The sequence below is a fragment of the Chromobacterium sp. W521 genome, from assembly GCF_052805975.1.
The window spans coordinates 29,906-45,214 of sequence record NZ_JBRBAF010000003.1 but is presented as its reverse complement, the minus strand read 5'-3'; the positions used below and the strand labels follow the sequence as shown (position 1 = coordinate 45,214).

General features: G+C 63.1%; 14 protein-coding genes. 5 read left to right on the top strand and 9 right to left on the bottom strand.

All coding sequences use genetic code 11. The features are described from left to right. Positions 1-5: 5 nt before the first annotated feature. The gene (locus ACUXV1_RS04915) at positions 6-1,154 is read left to right on the top strand and encodes a hypothetical protein (RefSeq protein WP_446014949.1); all 1,149 of its coding nucleotides are present in this window, start codon (positions 6-8) and stop codon (positions 1,152-1,154) included. 196 nt (positions 1,155-1,350) lie between these two features. On the opposite strand, the gene ACUXV1_RS04910 is transcribed toward ACUXV1_RS04915, so the two are convergent. The 3 genes from ACUXV1_RS04910 to ACUXV1_RS04900 form a co-directional block, all read right to left on the bottom strand. Continuing rightward, positions 1,351-4,017, bottom strand: coding sequence for a collagenase (locus ACUXV1_RS04910; protein WP_446014948.1), 2,667 nt, complete (start codon positions 4,015-4,017; stop codon positions 1,351-1,353). A 224-nt stretch (positions 4,018-4,241) separates the two neighbouring features. Continuing rightward, a complete protein-coding gene (gene hslO, locus ACUXV1_RS04905; RefSeq protein WP_039755589.1) occupies positions 4,242-5,123 on the bottom strand; it encodes an Hsp33 family molecular chaperone HslO in 882 nt (293 codons plus the stop codon). After that, positions 5,120-5,716 carry an MFS transporter gene (locus ACUXV1_RS04900; RefSeq protein ID WP_019102624.1) on the bottom strand — a complete coding sequence of 199 codons (597 nt, stop codon included), beginning with the start codon at positions 5,714-5,716 and terminating at the stop codon, positions 5,120-5,122. The genes hslO and ACUXV1_RS04900 overlap by 4 nt, the downstream gene beginning before the upstream one ends. Before the next feature lie 192 nt (positions 5,717-5,908). On the opposite strand from ACUXV1_RS04900, the gene ACUXV1_RS04895 reads away from it, so the two are divergent. Continuing rightward, the gene (locus tag ACUXV1_RS04895) at positions 5,909-6,376 is read left to right on the top strand and encodes a hypothetical protein (protein ID WP_052370903.1); all 468 of its coding nucleotides are present in this window, start codon (positions 5,909-5,911) and stop codon (positions 6,374-6,376) included. Here the strand turns inward: ACUXV1_RS04895 and ACUXV1_RS04890 are convergent. Further along, positions 6,345-6,761: an OsmC family protein gene (locus ACUXV1_RS04890; protein ID WP_043641523.1), complete on the bottom strand. Its 417-nt coding sequence runs from the start codon at positions 6,759-6,761 to the stop codon at positions 6,345-6,347. The two genes, ACUXV1_RS04895 and ACUXV1_RS04890, sit on opposite strands and share 32 nt — an antisense overlap. A gap of 121 nt (positions 6,762-6,882) precedes the next feature. Here ACUXV1_RS04890 and tsaD point away from each other — a divergent pair, with 121 nt between their 5' ends. From tsaD to ACUXV1_RS04875, 3 genes are all read left to right on the top strand, one after another. Then, a complete protein-coding gene (gene tsaD / locus ACUXV1_RS04885; protein ID WP_043641520.1) occupies positions 6,883-7,908 on the top strand; it encodes a tRNA (adenosine(37)-N6)-threonylcarbamoyltransferase complex transferase subunit TsaD in 1,026 nt (341 codons plus the stop codon). 53 nt (positions 7,909-7,961) lie between these two features. Then, positions 7,962-9,866: an ATP-binding cassette domain-containing protein gene (locus ACUXV1_RS04880; RefSeq protein WP_043641519.1), complete on the top strand. Its 1,905-nt coding sequence runs from the start codon at positions 7,962-7,964 to the stop codon at positions 9,864-9,866. A 208-nt stretch (positions 9,867-10,074) separates the two neighbouring features. After that, positions 10,075-10,833: a substrate-binding periplasmic protein gene (locus ACUXV1_RS04875; protein ID WP_446014946.1), complete on the top strand. Its 759-nt coding sequence runs from the start codon at positions 10,075-10,077 to the stop codon at positions 10,831-10,833. Between the two features lie 45 nt (positions 10,834-10,878). Here the strand turns inward: ACUXV1_RS04875 and accD are convergent, their stop codons facing one another. The 5 genes from accD to truA form a co-directional block, all read right to left on the bottom strand. Continuing rightward, entirely contained in the window at positions 10,879-11,748 is an 870-nt protein-coding gene (gene accD / locus ACUXV1_RS04870) for an acetyl-CoA carboxylase, carboxyltransferase subunit beta (protein WP_081573973.1), read from the bottom strand. A 74-nt stretch (positions 11,749-11,822) separates the two neighbouring features. After that, positions 11,823-12,611, bottom strand: coding sequence for a tryptophan synthase subunit alpha (trpA, locus tag ACUXV1_RS04865; protein ID WP_081556374.1), 789 nt, complete (start codon positions 12,609-12,611; stop codon positions 11,823-11,825). Positions 12,612-12,620: 9 nt separating this feature from the next. Next, a complete protein-coding gene (trpB, locus tag ACUXV1_RS04860; protein ID WP_019102616.1) occupies positions 12,621-13,823 on the bottom strand; it encodes a tryptophan synthase subunit beta in 1,203 nt (400 codons plus the stop codon). Then, positions 13,810-14,439 carry a phosphoribosylanthranilate isomerase gene (locus ACUXV1_RS04855; protein ID WP_256870439.1) on the bottom strand — a complete coding sequence of 210 codons (630 nt, stop codon included), beginning with the start codon at positions 14,437-14,439 and terminating at the stop codon, positions 13,810-13,812. The genes trpB and ACUXV1_RS04855 overlap by 14 nt, the downstream gene beginning before the upstream one ends. A 2-nt stretch (positions 14,440-14,441) precedes the next feature. Beyond that, complete coding sequence (gene truA, locus ACUXV1_RS04850) at positions 14,442-15,233, bottom strand: tRNA pseudouridine(38-40) synthase TruA (protein WP_043641515.1); 792 nt, start codon at positions 15,231-15,233, stop codon at positions 14,442-14,444. Positions 15,234-15,309 lie beyond the last annotated feature (76 nt).

Genomic DNA, 15,309 nt, shown 5'->3' with positions numbered 1-15,309 from the left:
TGCGAATGAATATCGAAACCCAGCAGGATACCAAAAACCGCCCCGCGCTGGCCAACCCCAGTCCAGAATACAAGCCCATGCCCGCCATCCATATTCCCTACTCGCCCCTCGTGATCAAGGCCGGCGCGCACGCCCGCAAGCTGCTGGCGCGCCAAGGACTGCCCGCCGCCAGCGTGGCCACCCTGCCCGGCGCCGCCGGCGGGCCCAAGGCGATAGGCATCACCGGCCTGGATCAGGCGGTGTTCGAATGGCTGAACCGCAACCCGCGGCGGCGCGAACTGGTCGGCGCCTCCATCGGCGGCTGGCGATTCGCCTGCGCGATGCAAGCCGAACCGAGCCAAGCGCTGGCGCGCCTGGCCGCGCGTTATACCGAAGAAAGCTACACGGCAGACTCCAGCGTGACCGACATCACCCGCCAGACCCGCCTGATGCTGGATGAGATACTGCCGCCGGCGGCGCGCAGCGCGCTGATAGACCACCCGCACTATCAGCTTAGCCTGTTGCTGGTGCGTTCCCACGGCCTGCTCGCCAGCGAAGCGCGCGCCGCGCTGCTGGGCGGCCTGGCGCTGAGCGCCGCGCTCAACACCGTGTCGCGCGGCCTGCTGCGCCACGCTTTCAGCCGAGTGATCTGCCATGACCCCCGCAGCGCCTTGCGCTTCAAGCCCGAGGACGGCATTCCCACGCTGTGCCAGCCCTTGGGGGCGGACAATCTGGACGCCGCGCTGATGGGCACCATCGCCATTCCCGGCGTGCTCAGCGGCGTGCAGCTGCCGGGCGCCCCGGCGGCCACTTATCGAGACGGCGGCCTGACCGACTACCACCTGGACTTCCCCTTTGCCCAGGGCGACGACATCGTGCTGTACCCTCACTTCACCGAGCGCATCGTGCCCGGCTGGTTCGACAAATTCCTGCCCTGGCGCCGGCCCAACCCGACCCACCACGCCAACACCGTGCTGATCTCGCCGTCGCGCGATTACCTGGCGCGGCTGCCCGGCGGCAAGTTGCCGGACCGCAACGACTTCCACCGCTACCTAGGCCGGGACGAGCAACGCCAGCGTTTCTGGCGCCAAGCCACCGCCGAGAGCCAACGCTTGGGGGATGCCTTCATGGCGTGGTTGGAGCGGCCGGACCTGGGCCAGGTTCAAACACTCTAAAACAAAAAGAGCCGGGAATCTCCCGGCTCTTTTCATTCACAGCTCAGAACCCTTCCAATGTCTTGCGAGCAAAGGCGAGACAAGGCGAAAACAGCTGAAGAAGCGGAATGGTCATAGAGTACATGAGCATTCTGAAGATGTTTTCAACGCGCCTGTCTAACTTGCCCGCCGAAGCGCAGCAGACATTGAGCACGCCTCAACCGGCGCGGGCCCAGCACTCCTCGTCCGACATATTCACCGGCGTCGCCAGCAACTGCACTACCACGTCCCGCGTTTGCGCGCCCTTGCGCACGCGCACGGTGATCTGGTCGGCCACGCCCGGCTGGTCCTGATCGCGCCGGTAGTTGAACGCGCCGTGGTCGGCCATGATGGCGCGGCCTAACTTGGGACCGCTCACCAGACTATAGCCGTCCGGCTCGCCCACGCCTTGCAACTGGCCGCGCAAGCAACGCACAGGGCTGGAATAGCTGAGTTTGGCCAGGCCCAGCTGAGCGTCGCCGCCGCCGGGTTGCGACGGCTGCGACGCGGCCGGCCCCAGCGGACCTTCGCAACGCAGCGCGGCGCGCTTGGCTTTGAAGTCGTAGTCGGTAGCCGCGCAGTTAAGCGCCATCATATTGTTGACGCCGCTGCCGCGCAGCAGGTTCTGCAAGGCGGAGTCCAAGGTTTTGTCCAACTCCTGACGCGCCAGCGTGGCGGTGCCGGAACGAAGCGGCAGCACGCCGTCGCATTCGAAGCGACGCAGAGCGCTGCGCTCGCCGTCGGCCCACACTCGGCACGCCACCGGCAGATAGCGGCGCATCGCGCCTTCAATCACAGCAACGTCGCCGGCCTGCCATTGCGCCTGCTTCAGCCAGTCCACACCCAGCTCGGTTGAGGTGTTGCCCAACTGGCCGGCGCGCTGCGCCTCCACCTGACGGCCCACATAGTCTTGAAAGCCCTGTGCCAGGCTGGCGTCGCGCCCCATTTCCGCCACCAAGGCGTCGAAGCGCTTGACGTCGTCGGCGCGCAGCGCAGCCAGGATCTCGGCGATGCGGCCCGGCTGTTGCTGGTTCAGATAGTAGAACCACAAGGCGGAATGACTGTAGAAGTCCCAACCGTCGCTATAGCTGGAACGCATGATGCGGGATGGCTCCAGATAGCTTTGCGGCCAACCATTGGCCACTACGTCCACCACGTGGCCGCGCACCTTGATGCCGTCGCGCGATGTGCTCCAGGCCATGAATTCGGCAAAGCCCTCGTCGTACCAAGCCATGCGGCGGTCGTCGCGGTAGAACTCGGAGCTGCCCCACATCCCCGGCTGGATGAAGCGACCGGACAGATAGTGCACGTACTCGTGGCGCACCAGTTCTTCCAGGCTCAGATAACTCTCGCGCGGCACTTCGCGCTGGAAGGTGTAGAAGGTGCCGTCTTTTTCGATGTAAATGCCGCCGTTGTCGGTGGACAATTCATTGAGCAGGCCTTGGAAGCGCTGGTAGGCGGTCTTGCTGCCGTAAATCACCATGCGCAGCTTGGCGTTGGTGTCGCCGCTCACTGGCTGGCTGATGCCGCTGACCCGACCCAGTTGCGCCTGCACCTGCTTCATCGCGTAGTACAGCGGTTCCACTTCGGCCAGCGCCAGCGGGGTTTCGAACACCAGATTGCCGTTGTCGAAACTCCAGCTATGCGGGAACAAATGGGTTTTCAGTTCCTGCTCCGCCTGGCAAATACCGTAGCGCTCGCAAGGCACCTTGCCCAGTTTCTTCAGCGCGTACACCGCTTCCGCCCACGAGGCCCCGAACTTCTCGCCGTCCAGCAGGCCGGCCACCGCGTCCTCCGCCAGTTTGGCGGTACGCGGGTATTGCATGAAGCGGCCGGTCTCGCGCACGGTATTCAGATACATCTGTTCATCGGCGAAGGCCGACTGGCCGGCTCGGGTCAGCCCTGCCAGGCTGGTCGCCAGCGCATCCAGTTGCCCGGCGCCCGCCTTGGCGGCGAAGCCCTCGGTGTAATGCATATTGAACAGCGTGGTCTGCATCGGATGCAGCGCGATACGCGCCCAGTTGTTCTTCACCGCGGCGTTGTAGCGGCCGAAGAAGCGCTGCAACAAAGGCAAAGCGTATTCCGGCTTGCGCACCGAATCCGCCAGGATCATGGTTTCCGCCACGGACTGGCGTAGATCGGTCGCCAGATACCAGGCGTCGCGATCGCCGCTGCCGTCGCGCACCGGCTCGCTCCACAGCGCCGGGTTTTCCGCCAGCGCGCTCACGACCTGCATCACCGGCTCGTCCACCGGACGACCGTAATCTCCCACTTCCCCAGCGTGGCTGTACTGGGTGAAATAGCCGGCTTTCAGGAACACCGCCAGCGGCCACAGGCCGTTGGCACTCTTGCCGTCCCAGCTTTGCGCGCGGGCGCGGGCCTCGGCCGCCACTTCGCGCATATTCGCCGGCGACACCACCCGGTAGCTGAAGGCGTCCGCCTGGAACAGGCGGTTCATGCAAGTACCCTCTACGCTGGCGACATAACGCGCCAAGGCCGAGCCGGACAGTTGTCCCAGCTTGGCTTCGTCGCACTCGGCATACCGCGGCACGGCCGCGGCCTCCTTGGCGCGACGCGCGCCGGTCTGCTGCATCGGCCCTTGCGGCTTGGCGCCGGGACCGGCGCCGTCTGCCGGCGCGCCGGGCGGCAAGCCATGCGGATAGGATGGTTTCTCCGACAAAGCCGGAGAATGCGAAGAGTGGCCGGCCTGCGGCAGATTGGCCTGCGGCGCCGGCTGGCTGACTGCCGTTTTTTCGGAATCGCTGACGCAACCGGCCAATAAGGCGGCGGCCATCACGGAAAGACTCAGTGCGCGCACGCTGCTGAGCGAAGCTGTTTTTATCATGACGCTATCCAAGACATTGATAATGTCGCATCAATAATGAAATGCGAAAGTCAAATCATATCGAATAGCAAACGTCATGAAAATTTAGTTTAAAATAAAATCTCCAATTTAAACCATAATTACAACATTGGTATTTTTACCCTGTTTTTAGTCGAAAAAAGGGCGTAAAAAAAGCCGCATATGCGGCTTAAAATAAAGTTTGTTGCCAAACTAACGGTAATGCGTCAGTGCCTGGCCTCGCGCGCGGCAGCGACCACATCGTAGTCGAACAACTTGTTGGCATCATCTTCGTCGTAAACGTAATGCTGATTGCAATAATCACAGACGATTTCCACGCTGCCTTGCTCCAGCAACACCTCGCCCACTTCCTGGCCGCCCAGCATCTTCAACATGTCGCCGACGCGCTCCCGGCTGCAATTACAGGCGAAACTCACCGTTTCCTGATCGAATACCCGCACTGTTTCCTCATGGAACAGACGATGCAGGACATCCTCGGCCGGCAAGCTCAGTAACTCGTCCGCCCTCAAAGTGGCGCCCAGCATCTGAATGCGCTCCCAGCCTTCCGGATCTCCATGACCTTCCGGCAGCTTCTGCAACAGCATGCCGGCCGCGGTTTCGTCGCTGGAGGCCAGGATCAGCCGGGTTTCCAGCTGCTCGGAGCGAAGCATGTAGTTCTCCAGCATTTCGCCTATGCTGTCGCCCTCCAGCGCCACGATGCCCTGCCAGGTTTGCGCCTTGTCCACGCGCGGCTCCAAGGTCACCACGAAGCGTCCGTGAGCTCCCAGCAAAGACTGGATGGACGCGCCATCGGAAATGCCTTCGTCCCACTTTGCGGTGGCGCGGATAGTGCGGTCGTTGTTGCACTCCACCACCGCCAGTTTCAGGGCGCCGGCGCCGTGAAGCTGCAGAATGAGCGCGCCGTCGAACTTGAGGTTGGCGGCCATCAGTTCGGCCGCCGCCATCATTTCGCCGACAATCTTCTTCAAGGCAGGAGGGTAGCTGCGGCGAGCCAGCACCTGCTGCCAGGCGCCGTCCAACCTCACCAGCGCGCCGCGCACCGGCGCGCCGTCAAACAAAAATCGTTGCAATCTGTCTTGTGTGCTCATGCTATGTCTTTCTTTTCCTTGTCCGCCGCCAGTTCTACGGTATAGACCGTCATTGGCATTGAAGAACTGACGTCGAATTCGCAACCTGCGCGCACGCCGATTTCGGCGATTTCGCGCGCGCTGAGCGCTTGGTCATACACCGCGTACATCGCGCCCATCGCGAACTTGCGGCCGGAGCCTATCGCCCAGATGCGCGAGAACTCGTAAATCTCGCGCATCGGATACACCCCGAAAATCCCATGACGGTTGGCGATCACCACCATCATCTGACTGGATTCGTACGGATCTTCCTCGTCCTCTTCGGGACGCAGGTAGAAACCGTCCTTCAGCTTGGGATGCAATTTGCGGAAGGTCTCGAAAATGCCCTGGCGGCTGCTCAGGTCTTTTTTCTTCAACTCTTTCAGCGCGCCTTGCAACACCAGATCGTGGGCGGCCGAGCCGGAGATGGCCAAATAGCTGTCCCCATGCTGGAAAATCTTGTTGTGGAAACAGTCATAGCCCGCCAACAGCTTCTGGTCGTCGCCAAAAGTGGTCTGGCTGTCGGCGGCGATCGCGATCTGATCGCCCTTTCTTACCGCCACGATGGTAGTCATCCCTGCGCCTTTTTCGTCGATGGCGGCCCCGGAGCGGCAGCCGCGCAAAACCGCCTATTGTATCGGCTTACGCCCGGCAACCCAAGCGTTGCTCCCGTGGCGGGACTCGGGAAAGATGGGGGCCGCCGGCGCGAATCTCAAGACCGCGCCGCAACCGCCACCTAGATGACAAGTCAGGTGGCTGACGATATAATGATATTGATTATCATTTTCAAAAAAGCCATGCAATTCCACGCTCAAGACTTCCCCATCGTCTGGCTGGACCGCAGCCGCCCGGATGGGCAGCAGCCCACCGACATCTTCGCCACCCTGGACCAGCTGCTGCTCCAGCAACGCCCCTTCGTATTCATCGCCAAAGAACCGGCGCCAACCGAACTGGACCTGCACGCGCGCATCATCCGCAAAATGGCGGCGCTGTGGGTCAAGGACAACCGGCTGCAGATCCGCCAATTGATACGCGGCACGATCGTGATTGCTCCGCAAGCCGAGCAACAGCGCTATCTTGACGAGTTCGCGCCGCGCTTCGAAAAGTTCTGGGGCTACCCGCTGCGCCACCGCCCGGACCATGAGACAGCGCTGAGCCTGGCGGCGGACCTGCTGGCCGGCCCGCCGGCCGCCGGCAGCGTCATCAGGCGTCGCGCAATTCGAAATCGTGGCTGATGTCAGCGGTCTTGCCCAGCATGATAGAGGCGGAACAGTACTTCTCAGCCGACAACTTGATCGCCCGCTCCACCGTCTCCGCCTTCAGATCGCGCCCAGTCACCACAAAGTGGAAATGAATGCGGGTGAACACCTTGGGCTCCTCGTCCGCGCGTTCGGCATCGATCTCCACCCAGCAATCACTGACTTGCTGTCGCGCCTTCTTCAAAATAGTAATCACGTCGTAACTGGTGCAACCGGCGGTGCCCAATAACAACAACTCCATGGGCCGCGGCCCCAAATTCCTTCCGCCGCCTTCCGGCGCGCCGTCCATCACCACCGCATGGCCGCTGCCGCTCTCGCCCAGGAAACACACGCCGTCCACCCACTTCAGCCTGGCCTTCATCCTTGCTTCTCCTCGTAGTCGGAATCCCGAAACGGCCTAGCCTAACATCCGGATTTGGGCGAACAAAGATTCACCGGTAAAATAGAAAGATTGTCCCGCTATATCCGAGCTGCACCCAAACATGCTGGTACTTGGTATTGAATCCTCCTGCGACGAAACCGGAGTCGCGTTGTACGACACAGACGGCGGCCTGCTGGCCCACCAACTGCACACCCAGATGGCCATGCACGCCGAATACGGCGGCGTGGTGCCTGAATTGGCCAGCCGCGACCACATCCGCCGCGCCATTCCGCTGACGGAAGCCTGCCTGGCCGAAGCCGGCAAAACGCTGGCCGACCTCGACGCCATCGCCTATACCCAAGGCCCCGGCCTGGGCGGCGCGCTGCTGGTGGGAGCCAGCGTGGCCAACGCGCTGGCCTTCGGCCTGAACATTCCGGTGCTGGGCGTCCACCACCTGGAGGGCCACCTGCTGTCGCCGCTGCTGGCCGAGCCCAAACCGGCGTTCCCCTTCCTGGCCTTGCTGGTTTCCGGCGGCCACACCCAGCTGATGGCTGTACGCGGCGTCGGCGACTATCAAATCCTGGGCGAAACCCTGGACGACGCCGCCGGCGAAGCCTTCGACAAAACCGCCAAGTTGCTGGGGCTGCCCTACCCCGGCGGCCCGCTGCTGTCCCGGCTGGCGGAGGAAGGCGATCCGGCCCGCTTCACCCTGCCGCGGCCGATGCTGAACTCCGGCGACCTAGACATGAGCTTCTCCGGCCTGAAAACCGCGGTGCTGACGCTGAGCAAACAAGTGGCGGACGCCGACGGCCACATCGACGAGCAGACGCGCAAAGACATCTGCCGCGCCTTCCAGGAAGCCATCGTCGAAGTGCTGACCAAGAAATCGCTGGCCGCGCTCAAGCAGTGCGACATGAAACGGCTGGTGGTGGCCGGCGGCGTCGGCGCCAACAAGCAGCTGCGCGCCGCGCTGGACGAAGCCGCTCGCCGCCGCCGCTTCGAAGTGTTCTATCCGCCGCTGGCGCTGTGCACCGACAACGGCGCGATGATCGCCTTCGCCGGCGCGATGCGGTTGCAACACGCGCAGCCGCCCGGCAGCTACTCGATCAAGCCGCGCTGGGATCTCAGCGCGCTGCCCCCGGCCTGACCCACCCCCATGCGCCGCGCCGGCCGCAAACGCCGGCGCGGCTTCGGACTCCTATGATTCAACTCAAAAACCTCAACCTGCGCCGCGGCCTGAAAGAATTGCTGCTAGGCGCCAACCTGACCCTCAACCCCGGCTACAAGACTGGCCTCACCGGCGCCAACGGCGCCGGCAAGTCCAGCCTGTTCGCGCTCCTGATGGGCGAACTTCACGCCGACAGCGGAGACGCGCTGCTGCCGCCTCACTGGACCATCGCTCACGTAGCGCAGGAAACACCCGCGCTGGAACGCTCCGCGCTGGACTACGTGCTGGACGGCGACCATGAGCTGCGCCAGCTGGAACAGGAGCTGCAAGACGCGGAAGAACGCCACGACGGCAACGCCATCGGCCACCTGCACGGAGAATTGGCGCGCATCGACGCCTACGCCGCGCCGGCGCGCGCCGGCAAACTGCTGACCGGTCTGGGCTTCGATGTCGACGCTCAGCAACGGTCCGTGGCCAGCTTCTCCGGCGGCTGGCGCATGCGCCTGAACCTGGCGCAGGCGCTGATGTGCCGCTCCGACCTGCTGCTACTGGATGAACCCACCAACCATCTGGATCTGGAAACCGTGCTGTGGCTGGAGGATTGGCTGCAAGGCTATCCAGGCACTCTGCTGATGATTTCCCACGACCGCGACTTTCTGGACAGCGTCTGTGACCACATCGTTGAAGTCGCCAACCAGGACTTGACGCTGTACACCGGCAACTACAGCCAGTTCGAAGTGATGCGCGCGGAGAAAATGGCTCGTCAACAAGGCGAGTACGAAAAACAGCAGCGCCAGATCGCCCACCTGGAGTCCTTCGTCAACCGCTTCAAGGCCAAGGCCTCCAAGGCGCGCCAGGCGCAGAGCCGGGTCAAGGCGCTGGAAAAACTGGAACGCATCGCTCCCGCCCACGTGGCTTCGCCGTTCGACTTCCACTTCGATAGCCCGGACAACCTGCCCAATCCATTGCTGAAGCTGGAACAGGCCGATGTCGGCTACGGCTCCGCCACCATACTCAGCGGACTGAACCTATCGGTGGAAGCCGGCGCGCGCATCGGCCTGCTCGGCGTCAACGGCGCCGGCAAATCCACCCTGGTCAAACTCTTGTCCGGCGACCTCGCCCCGCTGCGCGGCGAGATCGTCAACGCCCAAACCCTGAAGATTGGCTACTTCGCCCAGCACACGCTGGAGACCCTGCGCGAAGACGAAACGCCGCTGCAACACATGCAAAGGCTGGCGCCCACCACGCGCGAGCTGGAACTGCGCAGTTTCCTTGGCGGCTTCAACTTCCGCGGCGACGCCGCCACCGATCCAGTGGGTCCGATGTCGGGCGGCGAGAAGGCGCGGCTGGCGCTGGCGATGATAGTCTGGCAAAAACCCAACTTGCTGCTGTTGGACGAACCCACCAACCACCTGGACCTGGAAATGCGCCACGCGCTGACCATGGCGCTGCAGGACTTCAGCGGAGCGCTGATCGTGGTGTCCCATGACCGCAGCTTGCTGGAAGCCACTACCGATATTTTCTGGCTGGTCAGCCACGGCAAGGTGCAGCCCTTCGACGGCGACCTAGAGGATTACCGCCAATGGCGGCTGACCCTGCTGGCTGACGCCGGCAAGCCCTCCTCCGGAGACGCTCAGGGCCTGAACCGCAAGGAACAGAAGCGCCAAGAAGCGGAAGCGCGGCAACGGCTCTCCCAACTGCGCAAACCGCTGCAGAACAAGCTGAACAAGCTGGAAAAGGAACTGGACCAACTCAGCGCGGCGAAAGCGGAGCTGGACGGCTTCATGGCCTCCGCCGACGCCTATGAGGATGCCAACCGGCAACGGCTGGCCGACGCTGTGCGTCGCCAAGGGGAAGTGGCGACCCGCCTGGCGGAAGTGGAGGAGGCTTGGCTGGAGGCCCAGGCCGAGCTGGAGGCGCTGGAACAGGCGGAATAACGGCGGCAACGGCCGGGGTTTTCCACAGCAATCGCCGGATAACTTTGTGGATAACCCCGATCCGTCGCCAAAAAAACTTTTGCAATTAGCCACTTGCCGCTTACGCTCATAAAAAAGGCAAAATCAGGGAACTTTCCCACCTTGCCAATGAGCAAATCTGGTGACAGCATGTGGATAAAACCGGCAACTCCATGATTGCAAAAAACAAATGACTGCCGCCTATTTTTTAAGCAAAACCCCGCGCGCCCCTCCCCGCCGCGCCGCATTTCCGTCGCCCATACGTCGCGTTCTGCTCGCCGGCCTGCTGATCGCCGGCGCCGCCGCGGCCGAGCCCCCCATCCGGCTCAACACCCATCAGCAAGTTCCGCTGTCCTTCAGCAAAGAAGACGGAGCCCCCGACGGCTTGGCGGTACAAATCGTCCAGTGCGCGCTCAAGCAGCTACAACGTCCCTACTCCATCTCCTTCCTGCCATGGCCCCGCGCACAATGGCAGGTGCAGCACCAACAAGCCGATGCCTTCTTCACCGCCACGCCGTCGGCGGAACGCGACAGCTACGCGGTGCTGTCCGCCCCCATCCTGCCTTATGAGCGACGCTGGTATCTGCTGAAGAACAACCCGCAGACCCCGACCAGCAGCGATTTCAAGCGCCAGGGCCGCACCGCCGCCTTCAGTGGCTCCAATATGGACGACTGGCTGCGCGAACACGGCTATCAACTCACCTCCACCCCGCCCAACAGCGAGCAATTGGTGAAAATGCTGCTGAACCGCCGTGTTGACGCCATTCTCGGCAATGCCTACGTGGTGGACGCGCTCATCGCCAAAATGGGCGTGCAGGAACAACTGCGCAGCGAGCTGGCGCAAAGCCTGCCCTTCGGCGTCTACTTCGGCAAAGCCTTCCTCGCCCGCGAGTCGCCGCAGTTCCTGACGCAATTCAATCGCGCGGTGCAAGGCTGCCGCGCCAAATAAAAAAGCCGCCAGATGATGGCGGCTTCAATGCGGCTTGGCTGCGGATTAGACCGGAGCGGGCTCCTTCATCAGCAATGCGCTCAACTCCGCCAGCTTGCGCTTCAGTTCGCGACGATCCACCACCATGTCCACCGCGCCCTTGCTCAGCAGGAACTCTGCGCGCTGGAAGCCTTCCGGCAGGGTTTCGCGCACGGTTTGCTCGATCACGCGTGCGCCGGCAAAGCCGATGCGCGCCTTGGGCTCGGCCAACACCACGTCGCCCAGGAAAGCGAAAGAAGCGGACACGCCACCCATGGTCGGGTCGGTCAACACCGAGATGAACGGCAATTTGGCGTCGGTCAGCAGCTGCAAGGCGGCGCTGGTCTTGGCCATCTGCATCAGCGAATTCAGGCCTTCCTGCATCCGCGCTCCACCGGAAGCGGCCACGCAAACGAAAGGCGCCTTGGCTTCCACCGCGGCGCGCACGCCGCGCACGAAGCGCTCGCCCACCACCGACCCCATGGAGCCGCCGATGAATTTGAATTCAAACGCGGCCACCACCACCGGCATCGATTCGATGCTGCCCTGCATGACGACCAGCGCGTCGTCCTCGCCAGTGTCGCTTTTGGCAGCGGTCAAGCGGTCCGGATACTTCTTGCTATCCTTGAACTTCAGGATATCCACCGGCTTGACCTCTTCGCCCAGCTCGCGCCGGCCCTCTTCGTCCAGCAGCAGGTTCAGACGTTCGCGCGCGGTCAGCGGGTGATGATAATTACACTTGGGACACACCTGCAGATTGCTCTCCAGGTCGGTGTAATACAACACGGCCTCGCATTCCGGGCACTTGCTCCAAAGCCCCTCCGGTACCGCGGAAGGTTTATCGGCGCGGTTGTCGCGCTTGATCTTCGGCGGCAGGAGCTTATTCAACCAGCTCATGCTGACTCCTTGATTCTTGGACCCGCCGTCAAACGGCGGGCACAGTAAAACGGGGGCTAAGCCCCCGCAATGTTCTATCGGATGGCGGCCTTCAGTTCGGCCACCAGACGGGTTAACCGCTCTTTGGCGGTTTCGGGTGTCGCCGCCTCAATTTCCTGCACCAAGCGGCTGCCCACCACCACCGCGTCAGCGGCGGCGGAGATCGCCTTGGCGGTCGCGCCGTCGCGAATGCCAAAGCCGACGCCGATCGGTACGGTCAAATATTCTCTAAGGGCAGCAATTTTACGCGCTACGTCGTCAATGTCCAGATGCCCGGCGCCGGTCACCCCCTTCAGAGAGACATAATAGACGTATCCACGCGCCAGTTTGGCGATTTCCGCCACACGTTGCGGCGGGGTGGTGGGCGCGATCAGGAACACCGGATCCAGGCCGTTGGCGGTCAGCGCCACAGACAGATCGGCGGATTCCTCCGGCGGACTGTCCACGGTCAACACGCCGTCTACGCCGGCGGCCTTGGCCGCGGCGGCGAAGTCCTGGTAGCCCATGGCGAACACGGGATTCAGATATCCCATCAGCACCACCGGGGTATGGTCGTTGTCGCGGCGAAATTCCGCCACCATCTGCAACACCTGGCGCAAACCCACCTTGTGGACCAGCGCGCGCTCCGAGGCGCGCTGGATCACCGGGCCGTCGGCCATTGGGTCGGAAAACGGCACCCCCAGCTCGATGATGTCGGCGCCGCCCTCCACCAAGCCGTGCATCAGCTGCACGGTCAACTGCGGCGACGGATCGCCGGCGGTGATAAAGGGAATCAGCGCCTTGCCGCCGGCCAGCGCTTCAAAACATTGGGCGATACGTGACATAGCGCCTCCTTACAGGGTGATGCCGGCGAGGCCGGCCACGGTGTTGATGTCTTTGTCGCCGCGGCCGGACAGATTGACCAAGATCACCTGGTCCTTGCCCATCTTCGGCGCTTCCTTGGCGGCCCAGGCCAGCGCGTGGCTAGACTCCAGCGCCGGGATGATGCCCTCGAAACGACAGCAATCGTGGAAGGCGCGCAAGGCCTCGTCGTCGTTGATCGCCACGTAGTCGGCGCGGCCGATGTCCTTCAGATAGCTGTGCTCAGGCCCCACGCCCGGATAGTCCAGGCCGGCGGACACCGAATGGGTTTCCACCACCTGGCCGTTCTCGTCCTGCATCAGATAGCTCTTGGCGCCGTGCAATACGCCCAGCGGCGCGCCGCCGGAAATCGGCGCCGCGTGCTTGCCGGAGGCCAAGCCCAGGCCGCCGGCCTCAACGCCGACCATGCGCACGCCGTCAACGCCGATATACGGATAGAACATGCCGATGGCGTTGGAGCCGCCGCCCACGCACGCCACCACCACATCCGGCTGGCGACCGATGACTTCCGGCATCTGCACTTTGGCCTCCTCGCCGATCACCGACACGAAATCGCGCACCAGCATCGGATAGGGATGCGGGCCCGCCGCGGTGCCCAAGATGTAGAAAGTGCTGTCGACATTGGTCACCCAATCGCGCATGGCCTCGTTCAGCGCGTCCTTCAACGTCTTGGAGCCGGACTCCACCGGCACCACAGTGGCGCCCAACAGCTTCATGCGGAACACATTGGGCGATTGACGCTTGATGTCCTCCGCACCCATATACACCACGCACTCCATGCCGTAACGCGCCGCCACGGTGGCGGAAGCCACGCCGTGCTGGCCGGCGCCGGTTTCCGCGATCACCCGTTTCTTGCCCATGCGACGCGCCAGCAGCGCCTGGCCGATGGCGTTGTTGATCTTGTGCGCGCCTGTGTGGTTCAGGTCTTCGCGCTTCAAATAGATCTGCGCGCCGCCCAATTGCTCGGACCAGCGCTTGGCGTGGTAGACCGGGCTGGGGCGGCCAACGTAATGCTTGAGCTCATGGCGGAATTCTTCCCAGAACGACGGGTCGGCCTTGACGCGAGCGTACTCGTTTTTCAGCTCGTCCAGCGCCGCCATCAAGGTTTCGGCGACATAGACGCCGCCATGCGGGCCAAAATGGCCCTGGGCGTCCGGCAAGTCATAACGATCCATGTCTAACTCCTGATATGAACGCCGCCATTCTGGCGGCATCTTTGATTCCCTTGGACGCCTCCACACCGCTGGAGACGTCGACCGCGGCCGGACGCACCTGCGCCACCGCCGCCGCCACATTGTGTTCGTCCAGCCCTCCGGACAGGATCAACGGCAGAGGCAAGGCCTCCGGCAGCAAGCTCCAGTCAAAGGTGGCCCCGGTGCCGCCGTGCGCGCCTTCAACGAAGGCATCTGTCAGCACCGCGCGCGCGTCCGGGTATTGCGCGGCGATTTCGGCCAGGTCCATGCCTGGCTTCACCCGCACCGCTTTCAAATAAGGCCGCTGAAAGGAGCGGCAGAAAACGGCGTCTTCCTCCCCGTGGAACTGCAGCATGTCGATTGCGCACTCCGCCAACACTGCGCGCACATAATCCGGTTCCGGGTTGACGAACAGAGCCACCACGCTGACGAAGGGCGGCAGCGCCGCGATTACAGCGCGCGCCTGCTCGATGCCGACATGACGCGGGCTCTTGGCGTAGAACACCAGACCGATGGCGTCGGCGCCCAAGCGCGCGGCTTCCACGCCGTCTTCCGGCCGGGTAATGCCGCAAATTTTGATTCGGGTTGTGCCGCCCACTCTCATCTCCACAAGGCCAGCCGCGCGGCATCCGCCTGCGACGGCAAATCGTATATTTCCGGATAACCCACGCCGGTCAGATACAGACCATCCGGCATGAAGGTGGGCGGCGCGAAGGTGCGGTCGCGCGCCGCCAGCAGCCCCGCCATGTCCTCCGCGCGCAAAGCGCCCTTGCCGACATAGACCAGCGCCCCGACGATATTGCGCACCATATGGTGCAGAAAAGCGTCCGCCAGCAGATCGAAGCGGATCAGGCCGTCTTGCTCGCTGATGTCCAAGCGCTGCAAATCCTTGAGCGGCGATTTTGCCTGGCATTCGGACGCTCGAAAGCTGGAAAAATCATGCCGCCCCAACAAGTGGGCGGCCGCTTCCCGCATCGCCTCAACGTCCAACGCCTGATGAAACCAGCCCATCTTGCCAGCCAGCAAACAAGGCCGCACCGGACTAGTCAGCAGGAAATAGCTGTAACTGCGGGAAAACGCCGAAAAACGAGCATGAAACGCCTCCGGCACCTCTCGCGCCCACACCACCGCCACTTCCGGCGGCAGCAAGGCGTTGACGCCGCGCACCCAAGCATTCAGCGGCCGCTGCGTCAAGCAGTCGAAATGCACCACTTGCATGGCCGCATGCACCCCGGCGTCGGTCCTGCCCGCGGCCAAGGTGCCGATGTCGGCCACGCCGGCGATCTGCGCGATCGCCTGATTCAATCTGTCCTGAACCGTATTGCCATGCGGCTGAGTCTGCCAGCCGGAAAACGCCCGACCGTCATACTCGATGCCGAGCGCTATCCTCATGCCCACACCTTCTTCAAACACCGACGCGGCGCACCGCGTCGTTTCAGCAATAAAGCACTCACTCTACCTTATCCTG